This window comes from Curtobacterium sp. Leaf154 (assembly GCF_001424595.1).
In the GTDB taxonomy this organism is placed as follows: domain Bacteria; phylum Actinomycetota; class Actinomycetes; order Actinomycetales; family Microbacteriaceae; genus Curtobacterium; species Curtobacterium poinsettiae.
In genome coordinates this window covers 171,190-187,473 of sequence record NZ_LMOS01000004.1, presented here as the reverse complement: position 1 = coordinate 187,473, position 16,284 = coordinate 171,190, and the positions used below count along the sequence as shown (strand labels likewise).

General features: G+C 72.2%; 16 protein-coding genes. 12 read left to right on the top strand and 4 right to left on the bottom strand.

The genetic code is table 11. The features are described 5' to 3' along the window. Positions 1-19 precede the first annotated feature (19 nt). The 5 genes from ASF75_RS07380 to ASF75_RS07360 all read left to right on the top strand — a co-directional run bounded on the left by ASF75_RS07380 (position 20) and on the right by ASF75_RS07360 (position 7,825). On the top strand, positions 20-1,087 hold the full coding sequence (locus ASF75_RS07380) for an NAD-dependent epimerase/dehydratase family protein (RefSeq protein WP_056070180.1): 1,068 nt from the start codon (positions 20-22) through the stop codon (positions 1,085-1,087). A 4-nt stretch (positions 1,088-1,091) separates the two neighbouring features. Beyond that, positions 1,092-1,622, top strand: coding sequence for an AAA family ATPase (locus ASF75_RS07375; protein WP_056070178.1), 531 nt, complete (start codon positions 1,092-1,094; stop codon positions 1,620-1,622). A 91-nt stretch (positions 1,623-1,713) separates the two neighbouring features. Continuing rightward, entirely contained in the window at positions 1,714-3,546 is a 1,833-nt protein-coding gene (locus tag ASF75_RS07370) for a thioredoxin domain-containing protein (RefSeq protein ID WP_056070176.1), read from the top strand. A 39-nt stretch (positions 3,547-3,585) separates the two neighbouring features. Further along, positions 3,586-7,437 carry an ATP-dependent RNA helicase HrpA gene (gene hrpA / locus ASF75_RS07365; protein WP_056070165.1) on the top strand — a complete coding sequence of 1,284 codons (3,852 nt, stop codon included), beginning with the start codon at positions 3,586-3,588 and terminating at the stop codon, positions 7,435-7,437. A gap of 19 nt (positions 7,438-7,456) precedes the next feature. Further along, positions 7,457-7,825, top strand: a complete 369-nt coding sequence (locus tag ASF75_RS07360) for a VOC family protein (protein ID WP_056071006.1) — start codon at positions 7,457-7,459, stop codon at positions 7,823-7,825. Here the strand turns inward: ASF75_RS07360 and ASF75_RS07355 are convergent. Further along, the gene (locus tag ASF75_RS07355; protein WP_056070162.1) at positions 7,806-8,363 is read right to left on the bottom strand and encodes a YbaK/EbsC family protein; all 558 of its coding nucleotides are present in this window, start codon (positions 8,361-8,363) and stop codon (positions 7,806-7,808) included. The two genes, ASF75_RS07360 and ASF75_RS07355, sit on opposite strands and share 20 nt — an antisense overlap. Positions 8,364-8,404: 41 nt before the next feature. Between ASF75_RS07355 and ASF75_RS07350 the strand changes: the two genes are divergently transcribed. From ASF75_RS07350 to ASF75_RS07335, 4 genes are read left to right on the top strand one after another with little or no spacing between them, the layout of a single operon-like run. After that, positions 8,405-9,058 carry a CatA-like O-acetyltransferase gene (locus ASF75_RS07350; RefSeq protein WP_056070160.1) on the top strand — a complete coding sequence of 218 codons (654 nt, stop codon included), beginning with the start codon at positions 8,405-8,407 and terminating at the stop codon, positions 9,056-9,058. A 39-nt stretch (positions 9,059-9,097) separates the two neighbouring features. Then, positions 9,098-10,120 (top strand): Gfo/Idh/MocA family protein, encoded by a 1,023-nt coding sequence (locus ASF75_RS07345; RefSeq protein WP_056070158.1) that lies wholly within the window; start codon positions 9,098-9,100, stop codon positions 10,118-10,120. Then, positions 10,117-11,145, top strand: coding sequence for a Gfo/Idh/MocA family protein (locus tag ASF75_RS07340; protein WP_056070155.1), 1,029 nt, complete (start codon positions 10,117-10,119; stop codon positions 11,143-11,145). The genes ASF75_RS07345 and ASF75_RS07340 overlap by 4 nt, the downstream gene beginning before the upstream one ends. A gap of 28 nt (positions 11,146-11,173) precedes the next feature. Beyond that, the gene (locus ASF75_RS07335) at positions 11,174-12,181 is read left to right on the top strand and encodes a LacI family DNA-binding transcriptional regulator (RefSeq protein ID WP_056070147.1); all 1,008 of its coding nucleotides are present in this window, start codon (positions 11,174-11,176) and stop codon (positions 12,179-12,181) included. Between the two features lie 63 nt (positions 12,182-12,244). Here ASF75_RS07335 and ASF75_RS07330 read toward each other — a convergent pair whose 3' ends face one another. From ASF75_RS07330 to ASF75_RS07320, 3 genes are read right to left on the bottom strand one after another with little or no spacing between them, the layout of a single operon-like run. Continuing rightward, entirely contained in the window at positions 12,245-13,000 is a 756-nt protein-coding gene (locus tag ASF75_RS07330; protein ID WP_228499901.1) for an esterase/lipase family protein, read from the bottom strand. Beyond that, entirely contained in the window at positions 12,997-13,302 is a 306-nt protein-coding gene (locus tag ASF75_RS07325; protein ID WP_056070145.1) for an alpha/beta fold hydrolase, read from the bottom strand. The genes ASF75_RS07330 and ASF75_RS07325 overlap by 4 nt, the downstream gene beginning before the upstream one ends. Continuing rightward, positions 13,299-13,769: an alpha/beta fold hydrolase gene (locus tag ASF75_RS07320; protein ID WP_156463823.1), complete on the bottom strand. Its 471-nt coding sequence runs from the start codon at positions 13,767-13,769 to the stop codon at positions 13,299-13,301. Before ASF75_RS07320 ends, ASF75_RS07325 begins: the two co-directional genes overlap by 4 nt. A gap of 82 nt (positions 13,770-13,851) precedes the next feature. Between ASF75_RS07320 and ASF75_RS07315 the strand changes: the two genes are divergently transcribed. The 3 genes from ASF75_RS07315 (at position 13,852) to ASF75_RS07305 (ending at position 16,267) form a co-directional block, all read left to right on the top strand. Continuing rightward, positions 13,852-14,295: a hypothetical protein gene (locus ASF75_RS07315; protein WP_056070139.1), complete on the top strand. Its 444-nt coding sequence runs from the start codon at positions 13,852-13,854 to the stop codon at positions 14,293-14,295. A gap of 21 nt (positions 14,296-14,316) precedes the next feature. Continuing rightward, positions 14,317-14,865 carry a dihydrofolate reductase family protein gene (locus ASF75_RS07310; protein ID WP_056070136.1) on the top strand — a complete coding sequence of 183 codons (549 nt, stop codon included), beginning with the start codon at positions 14,317-14,319 and terminating at the stop codon, positions 14,863-14,865. Between the two features lie 103 nt (positions 14,866-14,968). Then, a complete protein-coding gene (locus ASF75_RS07305) occupies positions 14,969-16,267 on the top strand; it encodes an NAD(P)/FAD-dependent oxidoreductase (RefSeq protein ID WP_017886975.1) in 1,299 nt (432 codons plus the stop codon). The last annotated feature ends 17 nt before the right edge of the window (positions 16,268-16,284 follow it).

Genomic DNA, 16,284 nt, shown 5'->3' with positions numbered 1-16,284 from the left:
GCCGCACTACCGTTGCACCATGAGCACCAGACGCGCGGTCATCCTCGGCGGCACCGGCGGCATCGGTTCGGCGGTCGCACGCGAGCTCCTCGACGCGTCCGGCCGGGGCGGCGACGACTGGCAGGTGGACGTCCTGGCCCGCCGGGGCGGCCCCGCTGCGGACGCTCTGACCGCCTCCGGCGCCACGTTCACGTCCGGCGACCGCCGCGACCGGTCCGTCCTGCGCGACCTGCTGCGCCCGGGAGCCGACCTGCTCGTCGACACCGTCGGCCTGACCCGTGACGACGCCCAGCAGCTCCTGCCGTTCCTCGACGACGTCGGCTCGACGGTCTTCGTGTCGTCCAGGTCGGTGTACGCCGACGAGCAGGGGCGGCACGCGAACTCGCTCGACAAGCCGGTGTTCGGCGGCGCGGTCACCGAGATCCAGCCCACGGTCACCGCCGGCGACGGCGACCCGACGAGTCGTGACGGCTACGGCGCCGCGAAGGTGGCGGCCGAGCAGGTCCTGCTCGACCACGGTGCCCCGGTCACGGTGCTCCGCCCGTCCAAGGTGTACGGCGTCGGCATCGGCCGCCCACGGGAGTGGTTCGTCGTCCGCCGTGTGCTCGACGGCCGGGAACGCGTCCTGCTCGCCGACCACGGCCGCGGCGTCGACCACACGACGGCGGCGAGCGGCATCGGCTCGCTCGTCCGTGTGGTCGCGGACGCGCCGGACCGCCGGATCCTCAACGTCGCGGACGCCTCGGCCCCGACCGCGCTCGAGATCGTCCGGACCATCGGCGGGCACCTGGACCACCGGTTCGACGAGGTCCTGCTCGACGAGGACGCGCCCGCCTTCGTCGGCGGCACGCCGTGGTCGTCACGACCGCCGTTCGTCCTCGACACCACGGCGGCACGTGCACTGGGATGGGAACCGCCGGAGTTCGCGACCGCCGTCCTCCCCGAACTCGACTGGCTCGTCGAGACCGCCCGCGCCACCCCTGCGGACGGCGACGTGCCGTGGGCCGACGACCCCTTCTGGGAGCACCTGTTCGACTACGGTCCCGAGGACGCCGCACTCGCACTCCTCTCCCTCGACCTGGGCTGACACGGTGTTCCGGTCCGAGGTCCTGTTCATCGGCGGACGCTCCGGCGTGGGCAAGTCGACGGCGGCCGAGGCGCTGCACGACCTGCTCGTCGCGGCGGACGTCCGGCACGCGGTGATCGAGGGCGACCTGCTCGACCTGGCCCACCCGGCACCGCACGTCGAACACCCCGAGGCGCACCTGACGGAGCGGAACCTCGCCGCGCTCTGGGCCGGCTACCGGGCGATCGGACACCACCGGCTCGTCTACACGAACACCGTGTCCGTGCTCGAACACGAGCGCCTCGCTGCGGCGATGGGCGACGACCCGCTGGTGCGTGTCGTCCTGCTCCGTGCCGCGGACGACACGACCGCCGACCGGCTCGCACGACGGGCGGGTGGCGCGGTCCCGCAGGCGCAGCTCGCGCACAGCACGCGGACGGCCGGGAGGCTCGACTCGGCCACCGCGGACACCGTCACCCGGGTGGACACGGACAGCCAGAGCCCCGCCCAGGTGGCCGCACGGCTCGCGTCGCTCACGGGATGGCTCCCGCGCTGATCCCCCTGCGCAGCCTGTGCACAGCGCGCAGCTCGTCCACAGATCCCCCCGAGCGGTGGTCCGTCCAGTCGCCTGAGGGCACGCTGGAGCCATGAACGACAACCGCCTCGGCACCTCGGTCAGCCCCTACCTGCGGCTGCACGCCGACAACCCGGTCGACTGGCGCGAATGGGGCCCCGAAGCCTTCGCCGAAGCACGCGAGCGCGGGGTCCCGGTGCTGGTGTCCGTGGGGTACGCCACGTGCCACTGGTGCCACGTCATGGCGCGCGAGAGCTTCGCCGACCCAGAGATCGGCGAGCTGCTCCGGCAGGACTTCGTGTCGGTCAAGGTCGACCGCGAAGAACGGCCGGACGTCGACGCGAGCCTGATGGCCTCGGCGAGTGCGTTCACGCAGCAGCTCGGCTGGCCGCTGACGACGTTCCTGACGCCCGACGGCCACGTCTTCTTCGCGGGGACGTACTTCCCACCCACTCCCGTCGGGCAGGTCCCGGCGTTCCGGCAGATCCTGGCAGCAGTGCTCGACGCCTGGACCGAACGTCGGCACGAGGTCGACGCGAACGCCTCGGCCATCGCGACGGCGATCCGGCAGGGTGCCGTGGCGGACGCGACCGCCCGCTCGGGCGAGAGCGGTGCCGGAGCCGACCCGGGCCTCCCGTCCGTCGACACCGTCCGGGCCGTCACGAGCCAGCTGTTGCAAGCAGAGGACACCACCTACGGTGGTTTCGGCGGCGCGCCGAAGTTCCCGAGCACGCCGTTGCTCGAGTTCCTCGCCGACGCGGCGGCCGACGGCGACGCCGAGGCCGACGGGCTGCTCGACCGCTCGTTGCACGCGATCCGCGCGTCCGAGCTGACCGACGCCGACGGCGGTGTCTTCCGGTACGCCACCAGGCGCGACTGGAGCGTGCCGCACTACGAACGGATGCTCTCCGACAACGCGGGGCTGCTCGCGGTCGCCGGTGCCGAGCAGGCCCGTGGCATCGCCGACTTCCTGCGGGACACCCTGCGCCGCGCCGACGGGGCGTTCGTCGCCGCACAGGACAGCGAATCGACCATCGACGGCCGTCGGGTCGAGGGCGAGTGGTACCGCCGACCGATCGCCGAGCGCGCACAGCTCGACCCACCACCGCTGGACGACCAGGTGCTCACGGGGTGGAACGGCCTGGCGATCCGGGGGCTCGCGATCGCCGGCGCACGGCACGGTGATCCGGAACTCGTCGCGCTCGCCCGGGGTGCGGCCGACGCGGTCCTCGCCGCCCACGTGCAGGACGGCCACGTGTCGGTGCGGTCCAGCACACCGCGCGGGGTGTCCTCGGCACCGGCCACCGTCGAGGACGTCGGACTGCTGGCCGAAGGGCTGCTCGAACTGGCCCTGGTGACGGGCGAGGTCTCCTACGCGACCGTCGCACGCTCGCTCGTCGACGACGGTCTGGCCGAGCGCTTCGACGTCGACCCGGTGCTGGCCGCTGCGGGGACGGCCACCGGCGAACAGCCGCAGACCGCGATGCGGTCCGGCACGGTGGCGCTGGCATCGGCCGCCGCGACACTCGGGGCGCTGACGGGCGACCAGGAACTGCGGACCGCCGCGGCACGACTCGTCGCCGACCGGGCCCGCACCGGGACCGAACGCCCCCTGGGCCACGCGGACGCCCTCGGTGTCGCCCTCGCCCTGCAGCGCCCGTCACGGGAGATCGTCGTCGTCACGAGCAGCACCGACGATCCGATGCAGGCCGTTGCACACCGTGCTCGGCGCCCCGGCACGGTCGTCGCCACCACCACGCCGGAACAGGCCCGCGACTGGGCCGCGGCGGGGTTCTCGTTGTTCGAGGGACGCGATGTGCTCGACCCCGCTGCGTACGTCTGCCACGACCGGGTGTGTGACCTGCCGTCCCGGTCGGCGGACGCGCTGGCCGGGCAGATCGTCTGACGCCCCTCCCTCCCGGCGCGCCTGTATCCTGGAATGCTCATGTCTTCTCCGCTGCCCGTCATCACGTACCCGCCCGAACTGCCGGTCTCGCAGCGGCGGGACGACATCGCGGCTGCCATCCGTGACAACCAGGTGGTCATCGTCGCCGGGGCCACCGGCTCGGGCAAGACGACCCAGCTGCCGAAGATCTGCCTCGAGCTCGGTCGGGAGCACATCGGGCACACCCAGCCCCGTCGGATCGCAGCCCGGACCATCGCGGAGCGTGTGGCGGAAGAACTGGGCGGCGGCGAACTCGGCGGACTCGTGGGCTACCAGGTCCGGTTCACCGACAAGGTCAGCTCCGAGACCCGCGTGAAGCTGATGACCGACGGCATCCTGCTGAACGAGATCCACTTCGACCGCGACCTCAAGCGGTACGACACGATCATCATCGACGAGGCGCACGAGCGGTCCCTGACGATCGACTTCCTGCTCGGCTACCTGAAGCGGCTGCTCCCCCGGCGCCCCGACCTGAAGCTCATCATCACGAGTGCGACGATCGACCCGGAGTCGTTCTCGAAGCACTTCGACGACGCCCCCATCATCGAGGTGTCCGGCCGCACCTACCCGGTCGAGATCCGGTACCGCCCCCTCGTCGCCGAAGACCAGGACGACGACGCCGACGACGAGTCGGACTCCCGCACCGGTGACAGCGGCAACGCTGCCGACGACCGCGACACCCTGCAGGGCATCACCGACGCCCTCGACGAGCTGGCGCAGGAGGACCCGGGCGACGTGCTCGTGTTCCTGTCCGGCGAGAACGAGATCCGCGACGCGCAGGACGCGATCGAGGGCAAGCGCTACCCGGGCACCGAGGTCCTGCCGCTGTACGGCCGGCTGTCCGCCGCCGACCAGCACCGCGTCTTCGAGCGCCGGCACACCCCGGGCGTCCGCCGTCGTGTCGTCCTCGCCACGAACGTCGCCGAGACCTCGCTCACCGTACCCGGCATCAAGTACGTCATCGACACCGGGACGGCGCGCATCTCGCGGTACTCCCCGCGGGCCAAGGTGCAGCGTCTGCCGATCGAGGCGATCTCGCAGGCCAGCGCCAGCCAGCGCTCCGGCCGAGCGGGCCGCACGAGTGCCGGCATCGCGATCCGGCTCTACTCGGAGGACGACTTCGGCCGTCGCCCCGAGTACACCGACCCCGAGATCCTCCGGACGAACCTGGCCGCGGTGATCCTGCAGATGATCTCGCTCGGCTTCGGGGACATCGAGTCGTTCCCGTTCCTGCAGCCGCCGGACAGCCGGGGCGTGAAGGACGGCCTCGACCTGCTGCGCGAACTCCGCGCCGTCGACAAGGACGGCCGCATCACGAAGTCCGGGCGGCAGCTGACCCGGCTGCCGATCGACCCCCGCCTCGGTCGCATGGTGCTCGAAGCCGGGCGCCAAGGCGTCGGGCGCGAGGTCATCGCCATCGTCAGCGCCCTGAGCATCCAGGACCCCCGCGAGCGCCCCCTCGAGAAGCGTGCGCACGCCGACCAGCTGCACGCCCGCTTCGCCGACCCGACGAGTGACTTCCTGACCCTGCTGAACCTCTGGAACCACATCGAGGAGCAGCAGGAGGAACTGTCGTCGAGCGCGTTCCGGCGGCTGTGCAAGGCCGAGTTCCTCAACTACCTGCGCATCCGCGAGTGGCAGGACCTGTACCGGCAGCTCTCCCGCGCCGCGAAGCAGGTCGACGTCCGTGTCGGGCAGGCACGCTCCGAGGACGGCGACGCCGTGCACCGGGCCCTGCTCTCCGGACTCCTCAGCCAGATCGGGCTGCGCGACCGCGAGAAGCGCGACTACCTCGGCTCCCGGAACACCCGGTTCGTGGTGTTCCCGGGCAGCGTGCTCGCGAAGAAGCAGCCCGACGCGGTGATGGCCGCCGAGCTCGTCGAGACGAGCCGGCTCTTCGCCCGCACCGTCGGCCGGATCGACCCCGCGTGGGTGGAACCGCTCGCCGGTGACCTGCTCAAGCGCACCTACGGCGAGCCGCACTGGGAGAAGAAGCAGGGCGCGGTCGTCGCCTACGAGCGCGTGACCCTGTTCGGCGTCCCGATCGTGCAGCGCCGCCGCGTGCAGTACTCGCGGATCGACCCGGAACACTCCCGCGAGCTGTTCATCCGGCACGCCCTGGTCGAGGGCGAGTGGGAATCGCAGCAGGCCTTCGACCGCGCCAACCGGAAGCTCCGCAAGGAACTCGAGCAGCTCGAGGAACGCACCCGTCGCCGCGACATCCTGCTCGACGACGAGAACGTCTACGAGTTCTACGACGCCCGCATCCCGGCCGACGTCGCGACGACCCGCGACTTCGAGGGGTGGTGGCGGACCACCCGCCGCGAGCAGCCGGACCTGCTCACGATGCGCCGGTCGGACCTGCTGGACGAATCCGCAGCCGAAGCGGCCGAGGACGACGTCGAGTACCCGACCCAGTGGCACAGCGGCGACCAGCGCCTCGCCATCCAGTACCGCTTCGAGCCCGGCGCCCAGGACGACGGCGTGAGCGTGCAGGTCCCCCTCGCGCTCCTGCCCCGGATGCGCGAGGAGGGCTTCGACTGGCAGGTCCGTGGCCTCCGGAGAGAACTCGTCACCGCGCTCATCAAGTCGCTGCCGAAGCAGATCCGCAAGAACGTGGTGCCGGCGGCCGACTGGGCCGAGAAGATCGTCGCCGAACTGCCCGACGACGCCCCGACCGAGCCGACGGAGTCGTTCCGCGCCACCCTCGCCAGGGCCATCCAGCGCATGACCTACGTGCCGGTCTCCGAGTCCGACTTCGACCTGACCCGCGTCCCCGCACACCTGCTGCCGACGTGGGCGGTGGTCGACGAGCGCGGTCGCCGGGTCGAGACCGGCAAGGACCTGGGGGCCCTGCAGACCAAGCTCAAGGACCGGACCCAGCAGAGCGTCGCCTCCGCCACGGCGAAGGGCACGGGACGGTCAGGAGGCGCGGCTCGCGTCGCGTCCGCCGGTGCCGGTCGTCCGCTGGAACAGTCCGGACTCACCGCCTGGCCCGACCAGGACCTGCCGCAGACCCTCGACACCAAGCAGGCGGGCGGTGTCATCCGCGCCTACCCGTCCCTGGTCGAGGAAGGCACCGGTCCGAAGGCGACCGTCGGCGTGCAGCTCCTCGCCACTCCCTCCGACCGCGTCGTCCGGATGCCCGCCGGGGTCCGTCGTCTGGTGATGCACGCGGTGCCGTCGCCCGTGTCGTACATCCAGTCGCACCTGACCGCGCAGGAGAAGCTCGCGCTCGCCGCCAGCCCCTACCCGTCGACCGCCGCGCTGTTCGACGACGTCCTGGCCGCCGTGGTCGACGCCGGCATCCGTCGGGCCCACCCGGACGGCATGGTCTTCACGAAGGCCGGGTTCGAGGCCGTCCGCGATGCCGTGTCGGCCACCGTCGTCGACACGATGTTCACCGCGGTGTCCGAGGTCGCGGCGGTGCTCGCCGCGCAACGCTCCGCCGAACGAGCGCTCAAGCAGGCGAACTCGATGTCGCTGCTCGCCGCCCTGAGCGACATGCGGCAGCAGATGGAGCGCCTGGTGTTCCCCGGGTTCGTCGCCGTCGCGGGGCTCGACCGCCTGCGTCGGATCCGCGTGTACCTGCAGGGCATCGAGGCGCGCGTGCAGAAGCTGCTGCAGAATCCCGGGCGCGACGCCACGTGGATGCGCGAGGTCACCGTGGCGACCGACCGCTACACCGACGCTGGCGGTGTCTTCCCGCCCGCGGTCGGGGCGCACCCGGAGCTCGTGCACGCGCGGTGGATGCTCGAGGAGTTCCGGCTCAGCCTGTTCGCGCAGGAACTCGGGACCGCCGAGACCGTCTCGTTGCAGCGGATCACGAAGGCCCTGACCGCGGCGCGCTGATGGGTCTACCGTGTCGGCCATGATCGGCACACTCGACGTCGTCGTCCTGGACTGCCCGGACACCCGCGCCCTCGCCCGCTTCTACGCCGAGCTGCTCGGCGGGGAGATCGTCGGCTTCGACGAGGACTGGGCGGAGCTCGCCCTCCCGTTCACCGACCACCGTCCGATCCTGGCGTTCCAACAGGTCGACGACTACCAGCCGCCGGAATGGCCCGGGCAGACGGTCCCGCAGCAGAGCCACCTCGACGTGAAGGTCGACGACCTGGACGACGGCGAGGCCGCGGTGCTCGCGATCGGCGCGACGGCCACGGGGTCGGGCACGGAGACGTTCCGCGTCTACCTCGACCCCGCGGGCCACCCGTTCTGCCTCATCCGGCCGTCGGACTGACCGGTTCGGTCGCCAGGCCCTCGACCACGGTGACGTTCGGCAGCGCGGTGAGTGCGGCGCCGGGCAGGAACAGCTTCGCGGCGCGGCGCCCGGCGCCGATGACGACCTCGGGGGCGTCGAGGACGCGCGCGTCGATGTAGAGCGGCCACGACGACGGCAGTCCGATCGGCGTGATGCCGCCGTACTCCATGCCGGTCAGCTCGACCGCCTCGTCCATCGGGGCGAAGCTCGCCTTGCGGACGTCGAGCAGCTGCTTCACGACGCGGTTGACGTCGAGCTTCGTCGATGCCAGGACGACGCAGGCGGCGTAACGGACCTCGTCGCCGCGCTTCCCCGCGACGACGATGCAGTTGGCGCCGCCGGCCAGCGGGTAGCCGTACGCCTCCGAGAACGCGGCGGTGTCGGCCAGGTCGGCGTCGATCGGTGCGCCCTCGATCTTCGTCAGGACGTCGCTCGGCAACGCGACGAGGGCTTCAGCGACGGGGATCGCGAGGAATCCGGTGGCGACCAGGGCGGGAACACGTTCGAGCGTCGGCATGGCTCCACCGTAGGGAAGCGATCCCGCACGAGGGTGGAGCCATGACCGAACTCCGGGCGATCGACGTCGACCAGTGGGCCCGCCGCGAGCACTTCGAGCACTACCGGCAGCGGGTGCCGTGCGCGTACGAGGTGACCGTCGAGCTCGACGTCACCGCCTTCGTCGAACGCGTCCGTTCGACCGGCCGACGGACCTACGCGTCACAGCTCTGGGCCATCGCGACCGTGGTGAACCGGCACGACGAGTTCCGGATGCAGCTGCTGGACGACGGCTCCCCCGCCGTGTGGGACCGCGTCCACCCGATGTTCACCGTGTTCCACCCGGACACCGAGACGTTCTCCGCCCTGGTCGTGCCGTACGACGAGGACTTCGGGACCTTCCACGATGCCGCAGTGTCGACGATCGAGCGGCACCGCGACGACACCCGGATGTTCCCGCAGGACGACCGCCCCGGCAACGTGTTCGACGTGTCGACCCTGCCGGGGGCGTCGTTCACCGGGTTCTCGTTGCAGGTGCGTGACGGCTGGGACCACCTGCTGCCGATCATCACGCTCGGCGGGTACCGGACCGCTGGCGACCGGACGCTGCTCCCCCTGGCGCTGCACGTCAACCACGCCGCTGCCGACGGCTTCCACACGACCCGGCTGCTGCGCGAGCTCGAGGAGCTCTTCACCGACCCTGGCTGGCTCGGCTGACCCTGCCCGTCCTCGGACCGCATCTCCTACGCTGACCCCATGACGCCACAGTCGGAGCCCCTCGCCCGGAAACGCATCGGGCTCGTCGGCGCGGGCGGCATCTCCGTCGCGCACCTGCCCGGACTGCTCCGCCTGGGCGATGTGGTGGTGCACGCTCGCGAGGGCGCCCACGAACTCGTCGACGCCTTCACCGACACCGCCCGCGCCGAGGGCAGCACGATCACCGTCGCCGACAGCCTCGACGAGCTCCTCGCCGCGGTCGACGTCGTCGACGTCGTGGTCCCGACACACGCTCACGCCGAGGTGGTCCGCGCGGCGATCGCCGCCGGCAAGGACGTCGTCTCCGAGAAGCCCCTGGCCCGGACCGACGCGGACGCGGCGGACCTGGCGGCCCGCGCTGCGGACGCGGGCGTCCAGCTCTACCCGGCCCAGGTGGTGCGCTGGTTCCCCGCGTACGCGCGCCTGCACGAGGCCGCGACCACGGGCCTCCTGGGCGACCTGGCGGTGTTGCGGTTCTCGCGGTCCGGCGCCTTCCCCACCCACGTCTCCTGGTTCGGCGACCGCGCGCTGTCGGGCGGGATCGTGATGGACCAGATGATCCACGACCTGGACATCGCGCGCTGGGTGGCGGGCGAGGTGACCCGGGTGTCGGCGGTGAGCGTCCGCGCGGGGTCCGAGGCGGAGCCGGTCGAGGCGGCGCACGTCCTGCTCACGCACGAGTCGGGCGCGATCAGCCACGTCGCCGGGCTGTGGGGGCCGCAGCACCTGGCCTTCACGACGGAGTACTCGGTGACGGGGACGCTCGGCAGCCTGTCGCACTCCTCCCGGGCCGAGGAGGACACCCGGAGCGACCTGGCGGCGCCGGCGTCCGTCGACGGTTTCCTGCCGCCGGTCGACCCGGCCGCCGACCCGTACGCGCTGGAGCTCACCGACTTCCTCGCCGCGTTCGACGGCGGTCGGCCACCCCGGGTCACCGTCGACGACGGCGTCGCCGCGGTGCGGATCGCGAACGCGGCGATCGAGTCGATCGAGTCCGGCCAGCCGGTCGAGGTCGCACGGTGACGCTCCGGATCGGTGTGCTCTCGTTCGCCCACACGCACGCCATCAGCTACCTCGGCGCCCTGGCGGCCATGCCCGACGTCGAGGTGCGCGGCACGGACCCGGGCGGGGTGTCCACGGGGACGGAACTCGGCGACCTGCGCGGAGCCGAACTGGCACGCGCGCTCGGCGCCGGGTACGCGGACTCCGTCGACGAACTGCTCGCCTGGGGCCCGGACGCGGTGATCGTCACGAGCGAGAACGCCCGGCACCGCGAGTTCGTCGAGCTCGCGGCGGCAGCGGGGGCAGACGTGCTCTGCGAGAAGCCGATCGCGACCTCGTGGCAGGACGGCCTCGCCATCCGCGATGCCGTGGACCGCGCCGGAGTGCTGCTGATGATGGCGTTCCCGGTGCGGTTCGCCTCGGCGTTCGACCGGCTGCGGGCGACGCGGGACTCGGGCGCACTCGGCACGGTGTTCTCGGTGCGGGGCGCGAACAACGGCATGCTGCCGCTCGCCCGCGACTGGTTCACCGACGTCCGGCTGAGCGGAGGCGGCGCCCTCGTCGACCACGTCGTGCACGTCGCCGACCTGATCGACGGGCTGACCGGAGCGACGCCGGTGTCCGTCACCGCCGTCGCGAACCAGGTGCTGCACGCCGACCGAGCGAACGCCGAGACCGCGGGCCTGGTGACCATCACGTACGACGACGGCACCATCGCGGCGATCGACTGCTCGTGGAGCCGACCGGACACGTCGCCGGTGTGGGGCGGCTTGACGCTCGACGTCGCCGGGACGGGCGGCACGGTGTCGGTGGACTTCTTCGGGGCGGCTGCTCGCGGGCTCGACGCGCTGGGCGGCCGGCCGATCGAGCTCCGGTACGGGCCCGACCACGACGTGCCGATGCTCCGGACGTTCCTGGCGGCCGTGGTGTCCGGGGAGCAGCCGCAGCCGGACGTCGGGGTCGGCCTGCGGACGCTGTCGATCGTGCTGGCGGCACAGGAGTCGGTGCGGACGGGCCGGACGGTCCCGGTGCAGGTCGCGGACTGAGCACCGCCCCCGCGCTACGCTCGTCCCGATGCGCGCAACCGTGCGGGACGTGGCCGCCCTCGCCGGGGTGTCGCCGAAGACCGTCTCCAACGTCGTCAACGGCGGCGTCGTCGTGCGCCCGGAGACCCGTGAACGCGTCGAGCGCGCGGTCGCCGAGCTCGACTACGTGCCGAACCTGTCCGCCCGCGGGCTGCGGAACGGCCGCTCGGGAGCGATCGCGCTGACGCTGCCGGAGATGGGCAGCGCCTACTCCGCCGAACTCGCGCAGTCGTTCGTGGAACTCGCCCGCGAACGCGGCTGGGTCGTGCAGCTCGAGCAGACCGGCAACGACCCGACTCTCGAACGCGAACTGGTGTCCCGCGCCCGCGCACACCTGGTGGACGGTCTGATCCTCAACCCGGTGTCGCTCAGCGCGAGTGTCCTGGCCTCGACCGAGGGGCTGCCGCCGACCGTCGTCATCGGCGAGGTCGAGCCCGAGCACGTCGACCAGGTGCACGTCGACAGCCGTGCGGCGGCCGAGCAGGTCACCGCACACCTCATCGCCCACGGGCACCGGCGCATCGCGATCGTCGGCGCGTCACCGGAGGGGGCTGCGACGGCGACGAGCGAGCTCCGCGAACGCGGGTACACCGCAGCGCTCACCGCAGCAGGCATCACACCCGACCCGTCGCTCCGCGTCCCGCTGCCGGCGTGGACCACGAGCGCCGCGGCGACGACCTTCGCGGCCTGGCTCGACGAGCACCCCCTGCCCGACGCCGTCTTCGCCTTCACCGACTCGATCGCGTTCGGGGTGCTGCACGTCCTCGCCGACCGCGGCGTCCGCGTGCCCGAGCAGGTCAGCGTCATCGGGTTCGACGACGTCGACGCGGCCGCGTACGCGATCCCGTCGCTCAGCACGGTGTCGTTCGACCGTCGGGCCTTCGCGACGGCGGCGCTCGACCTGCTGACCCGGCGGATCGCGGACCGCAGTGCCGCGCCGGAGACCGTCGTCGTGCCGCACCGGATCGTCGAGCGCGCGAGCGTCGCTGCCCGCTGAGCGCGTCGGCCGAGTCTCGGCCCGGCGGACAGTCGGCGCCCTCGGAACAGCGAGAACTGTCCGTCAGGCCGAGTCTCGGCCGGAACAGCCGTCAGCCGCAGCCGCCAGCACCGCCGACCGCGTCCGCGCATCGCCGAGGATCCGGAAGTGCCCGCCCACCGGCAACCGCACGTTCGTCGCGCCCTGCAGTTCGCTGCCCTCCGGGATGAGCGTGTCGAACACCCCGTACACCGACGTGATCCGCGCGTTGGCATCGAGTTCCCGCGCCAGTCCCGCCAACACCGGGTCCGCCGCCCGGAAGGCCCGCAGGTGCGGCACCGGCGCCAACCGCGCGTAGACCGACCCCGCGAAGGGCGTCGACACCGCGACCATCCGGTCGATCCGCTCGTGCTGGTCGAGCTGCGTCATCGCGTACTTGCCGATCAACCCGCCCTTGCTGTGCGCGAGCACGAGCACGTTCCGCAGGTCCTGTTCCTGCAGGTACGCCATCACCGCACGCGCCGAGTCCGGCACGGGTCGCAGGTTGTGCCGCAGGACCGGCAGCACGTGCACCGGGTGTCCCCGGTCGTGGAGCGCGTCCATCAGCGGCCGCATGAAGTGCCAGGTCTCGTAGACGCCGGGGACCACGACGACGGGCTGCCCGTCGCCGGTCCGGTAGTCGTCCGCGGTGGTCGGGCCGAGGCTCCGTACCTGCCACCGGGCCGCGTACCCCCAGTCGAGTGCGGCCCAGCAGGCACGCCGCACCAGCGGGACACGGCCTGGAGGCCCGGATCGCGTCGTCCGCGCCGCCTCGGTCCCCGACGTGGCCGGCCGGGTCATCGGAGTCCCTCCAGGCGCTCGGCGCTGCGGAACGTCTCGAGGAGTCGTGCGAGCGCGTCCGGCTGCCGTTCCTGCACGTGGTGCGGCCCCGCCAGTTCCACGAAGGTGCCGTCCGGCGCAGCGGCCGCGAGCCGGGCCGACCAGTCGTGCCGCGCGATGGGGTCCTGGGTGCCGCGGACGACGAGGACGGGCTGCGTGACCTCGGTGATCGTCTGCTCGGCCGGGTAGCGGAGCATCGGCCCGAGCTCGCGCAGGTACTGGCGCATGCTCCGGAGGTAGTCGGTGACCAGGACCGTGTTCATCCGGACCCCTCGACGAAGCCGTCGCGGCCCAGGTCGAGCGCCTGCATCGGGAGCGATCGCCGCTCGGCGTCGATCACCGGACCGACGAGCACGATCGCCGTGACGGCGTCGGGGTGACGGCGGGCGGACTCGATGACGACCTGCGTGCCCATCGACTGCCCGACGAGCACCAGGTCATCGTCGACCAGGTGTCGGACGGCCCGCACCACCACGTCGCCGAGCTCTTCGATCGACAGCCACCGACCGGCCGCGGGCAACCAGCCGAACCCCGGCAGGTCGACGCTGATCGTGTGGTGCTCGGCGGCGACGGCGCGCTGCGACCGGGCGAAGGACCGGTGGGACATCCCGATGCCGTGGACGAACACGACGGAGGGGTCGGCCTCGTCGCGGAGCGGCCCGCGCGACGGCATGGTGTGCAGGCGCACGGGCAGCCCGTCGATCCGGACGGTCTCCACAGCAGCGCGCACGAGCCGAGGCTACGCGGCGGTTCGCAGCACCGGGTCAGCCTGGTCATCGGCTGCCCACAGCCGGGCCGTGTGGAGTGCTGGCATGAGCGACACCACTCCCACCAACGGCCACGAACCGGACGGCTCCGTCCCGGCGAACCGGGCGACGACGCCGACCGGCTGGGACGCCACCCCGACGTCGACCGCCACGCTCGACGGGCCCGCGCTCGCGCAGCAACAGCCGCCGCAGCCGCAGCAGCAGCAGCAGCAGCAGCCGTACCGCGCCGACACCGGAGCCTGGAACCCCGGCGCCCCGAACGGCACCACCCCCTGGTACGGAGCCGGAACCACGGGCGACCGCCGGAGCACCGGCCCGAAGCCCCCGTGGTTCTGGCCGGTGCTCGCCGCCGCCGTCGCACTCGCAGCGCTGCTCGTCGGTGGCGGCGTCGGGTTCGCCGTCGGCCACGCGATCGGCGCCGATCGGTCACAGTCCACGACCCGGGTGCCGGGCACGGACCGGTTCCCGGGCAACGGCACCGGGAGCTGACCAGCGCGTACGGTCCGGACCATGCGGAAGACCACTGCCGGTCTGTTCACGTCGGTCGACGGCGTCGTGCAGGACCCCTACGAGTTCCAGTACGACAGCTTCGACGCCGAGCTCGGTGCCGCGATGGGTGCCTTCACGGCCCGCACCGACACCGTGCTGCTCGGCCGGAACAGCTACCTCGAGTGGTCCGATTGGTGGCCGGCCCACCCGGAGGACCCCTTCGGGCAGTGGATCAACCCGATCGAGAAGCACGTGGCCTCCACCACGCTCGGCGACGACCTGACCTGGCAGAACAGCACCCGGATCCCGGGCGACGTCCCCGCGTTCGTCCGCGACCTGCAGCAGCGCGACGGAGCCGACATCGCCGTGTGCGGCAGTGTCACGCTCGTCCGCAGCCTGCTGTTCGCCGGGGTCCTCGACGAACTGCAGCTCATGATCCACCCGGCGATCGCCGGCCGTGGCCGGCGGCTGTTCGAACCGACCGACCCGCCCACGCGCCTGCGTCTGGTCGACAGCACCGTGACGAGCAAGGGGAACGTGCTGAACACCTACGGGCGGTTCGACGCCTGACGGACGCACCACGGGCCTCCCGGCCCCTGCCCGTCATGCGCCCTGCCGAACCGCGCGTACCCTCGTGGGTGACCACACGCACCCGAGGAACACCGGAGCAAGCATGACCCAGGACACCCGCCCGCACGTCGTCATCGTCGGCGGTGGATTCGCCGGTGTGGCCGCCATGCGTGAGCTCGCCGACGCGCCGGTCCGGGTGACCCTGGTCGACCGCCACGTCTACAACATGTTCCAGCCCCTGATGTACCAGGTGGCGACGGGCGGCCTGAACGCCGGCGACGTGACGTACTTCCTGCGCTCGCTCCGTGCCCGGCAGTCGAACGCGGAGTTCCGCCACGGCCTGCTCACCGGCATCCGCACCGACGAGCGCATCGCCGAGATGTCCGACGGCGAACACCTGCACTACGACTACCTGATCCTCGCCAACGGCGTGAACACGAGCTACTTCGGCACCCCCGGCGCGTACGAGTACGCGTACTCGATGTACTCCCGCTCGCAGGCGCTCCGCATCCGCGACGAGCTGTTCACCCGACTCGAAGAGGCGGCGGCGAACCAGGGCCCCGACGAGATCCGCATCGTCATCGTCGGCGGCGGCGCGACCGGCGTCGAGATGGCCGGCGCGCTCGCCGAGCTCCGCGACCAGGCCCTCGTCGGCGCGTACCCGGAGATCGAGCGGGGCAACATCTCCATCACGCTCGTGCACCGCAGTGGTGAGCTGCTCAAGCCGTTCGCCCCGCGCCTGCGTCGCTACGCCGCCAAGGTGCTGCGGAAGCGCGGTGTCGTGCTCCGGCTGAACACGGGCGTCTCCGAGGTCAAGCCCGACGGCGTGATGACCGCGGACGGCGAGTTCATCCCCGCGTCGCAGGTCGTCTGGGCGACCGGTGTCGCCGCCCACAAGGAGGTCTCCGGCTGGGGCCTGCCGCAGACCCACGGGGGCCGCATCCAGGTGAACGACGACCTGAGCGTGAAGGGCGCCGAGCGCATCTTCTCCGCCGGCGACATCGCCGCGCAGGACGACGCCCTCGCCCAGCTCGCCCAGCCCGCACTGCAGGGCGGCCGGCACTCGGCGCGGCAGATCGTGCGCCTGCTCGAGGGCAAGGCCACCGAGCGCTTCAAGTACTTCGACAAGGGCACCATGGCGACGATCGGCACGAACGCCGCGGTCGCCCAGCTGCGCGGCGGGATCACGATGGTCGGCCCGGTCGCCTGGCTCGCCTGGGTGTTCGTGCACATCACGAGCCTGCTCGGCGCCGGCAACCGGATGTCGACCCTGACGCACTTCTTCGTCCGCTACGTGTGGTTCATGCGGAAGCGCTCGATCCCGATCGTCGGCGACGTCCGCCCGGTGCGCCCGAACGGCGACCGCGAGCCGGACCCCTGGCAGCTGCAGAAGGCCGAGTAGCCGCCGAGTCCACTCGC

What these genes read in the sequence shown, in the direction of transcription:
- ASF75_RS07360 (WP_056071006.1), top strand. Translation starts at nt 7,457, where the DNA reads ATGATCGGCACACTCGACGTCGTCGTCCTGGACTGCCCGGACACCCGC.
- ASF75_RS07305 (WP_017886975.1), top strand. Translation starts at nt 14,969, where the DNA reads ATGACCCAGGACACCCGCCCGCACGTCGTCATCGTCGGCGGTGGATTC.
- ASF75_RS07350 (WP_056070160.1), top strand. Translation starts at nt 8,405, where the DNA reads ATGACCGAACTCCGGGCGATCGACGTCGACCAGTGGGCCCGCCGCGAG.
- ASF75_RS07355 (WP_056070162.1), bottom strand. Translation starts at nt 8,363, where the DNA reads ATGCCGACGCTCGAACGTGTTCCCGCCCTGGTCGCCACCGGATTCCTC.
- ASF75_RS07335 (WP_056070147.1), top strand. Translation starts at nt 11,174, where the DNA reads ATGCGCGCAACCGTGCGGGACGTGGCCGCCCTCGCCGGGGTGTCGCCG.
- ASF75_RS07345 (WP_056070158.1), top strand. Translation starts at nt 9,098, where the DNA reads ATGACGCCACAGTCGGAGCCCCTCGCCCGGAAACGCATCGGGCTCGTC.
- hrpA (WP_056070165.1), top strand. Translation starts at nt 3,586, where the DNA reads ATGTCTTCTCCGCTGCCCGTCATCACGTACCCGCCCGAACTGCCGGTC.
- ASF75_RS07380 (WP_056070180.1), top strand. Translation starts at nt 20, where the DNA reads ATGAGCACCAGACGCGCGGTCATCCTCGGCGGCACCGGCGGCATCGGT.
- ASF75_RS07370 (WP_056070176.1), top strand. Translation starts at nt 1,714, where the DNA reads ATGAACGACAACCGCCTCGGCACCTCGGTCAGCCCCTACCTGCGGCTG.
- ASF75_RS07315 (WP_056070139.1), top strand. Translation starts at nt 13,852, where the DNA reads ATGAGCGACACCACTCCCACCAACGGCCACGAACCGGACGGCTCCGTC.
- ASF75_RS07325 (WP_056070145.1), bottom strand. Translation starts at nt 13,302, where the DNA reads ATGAACACGGTCCTGGTCACCGACTACCTCCGGAGCATGCGCCAGTAC.
- ASF75_RS07310 (WP_056070136.1), top strand. Translation starts at nt 14,317, where the DNA reads ATGCGGAAGACCACTGCCGGTCTGTTCACGTCGGTCGACGGCGTCGTG.
- ASF75_RS07330 (WP_228499901.1), bottom strand. Translation starts at nt 13,000, where the DNA reads ATGACCCGGCCGGCCACGTCGGGGACCGAGGCGGCGCGGACGACGCGA.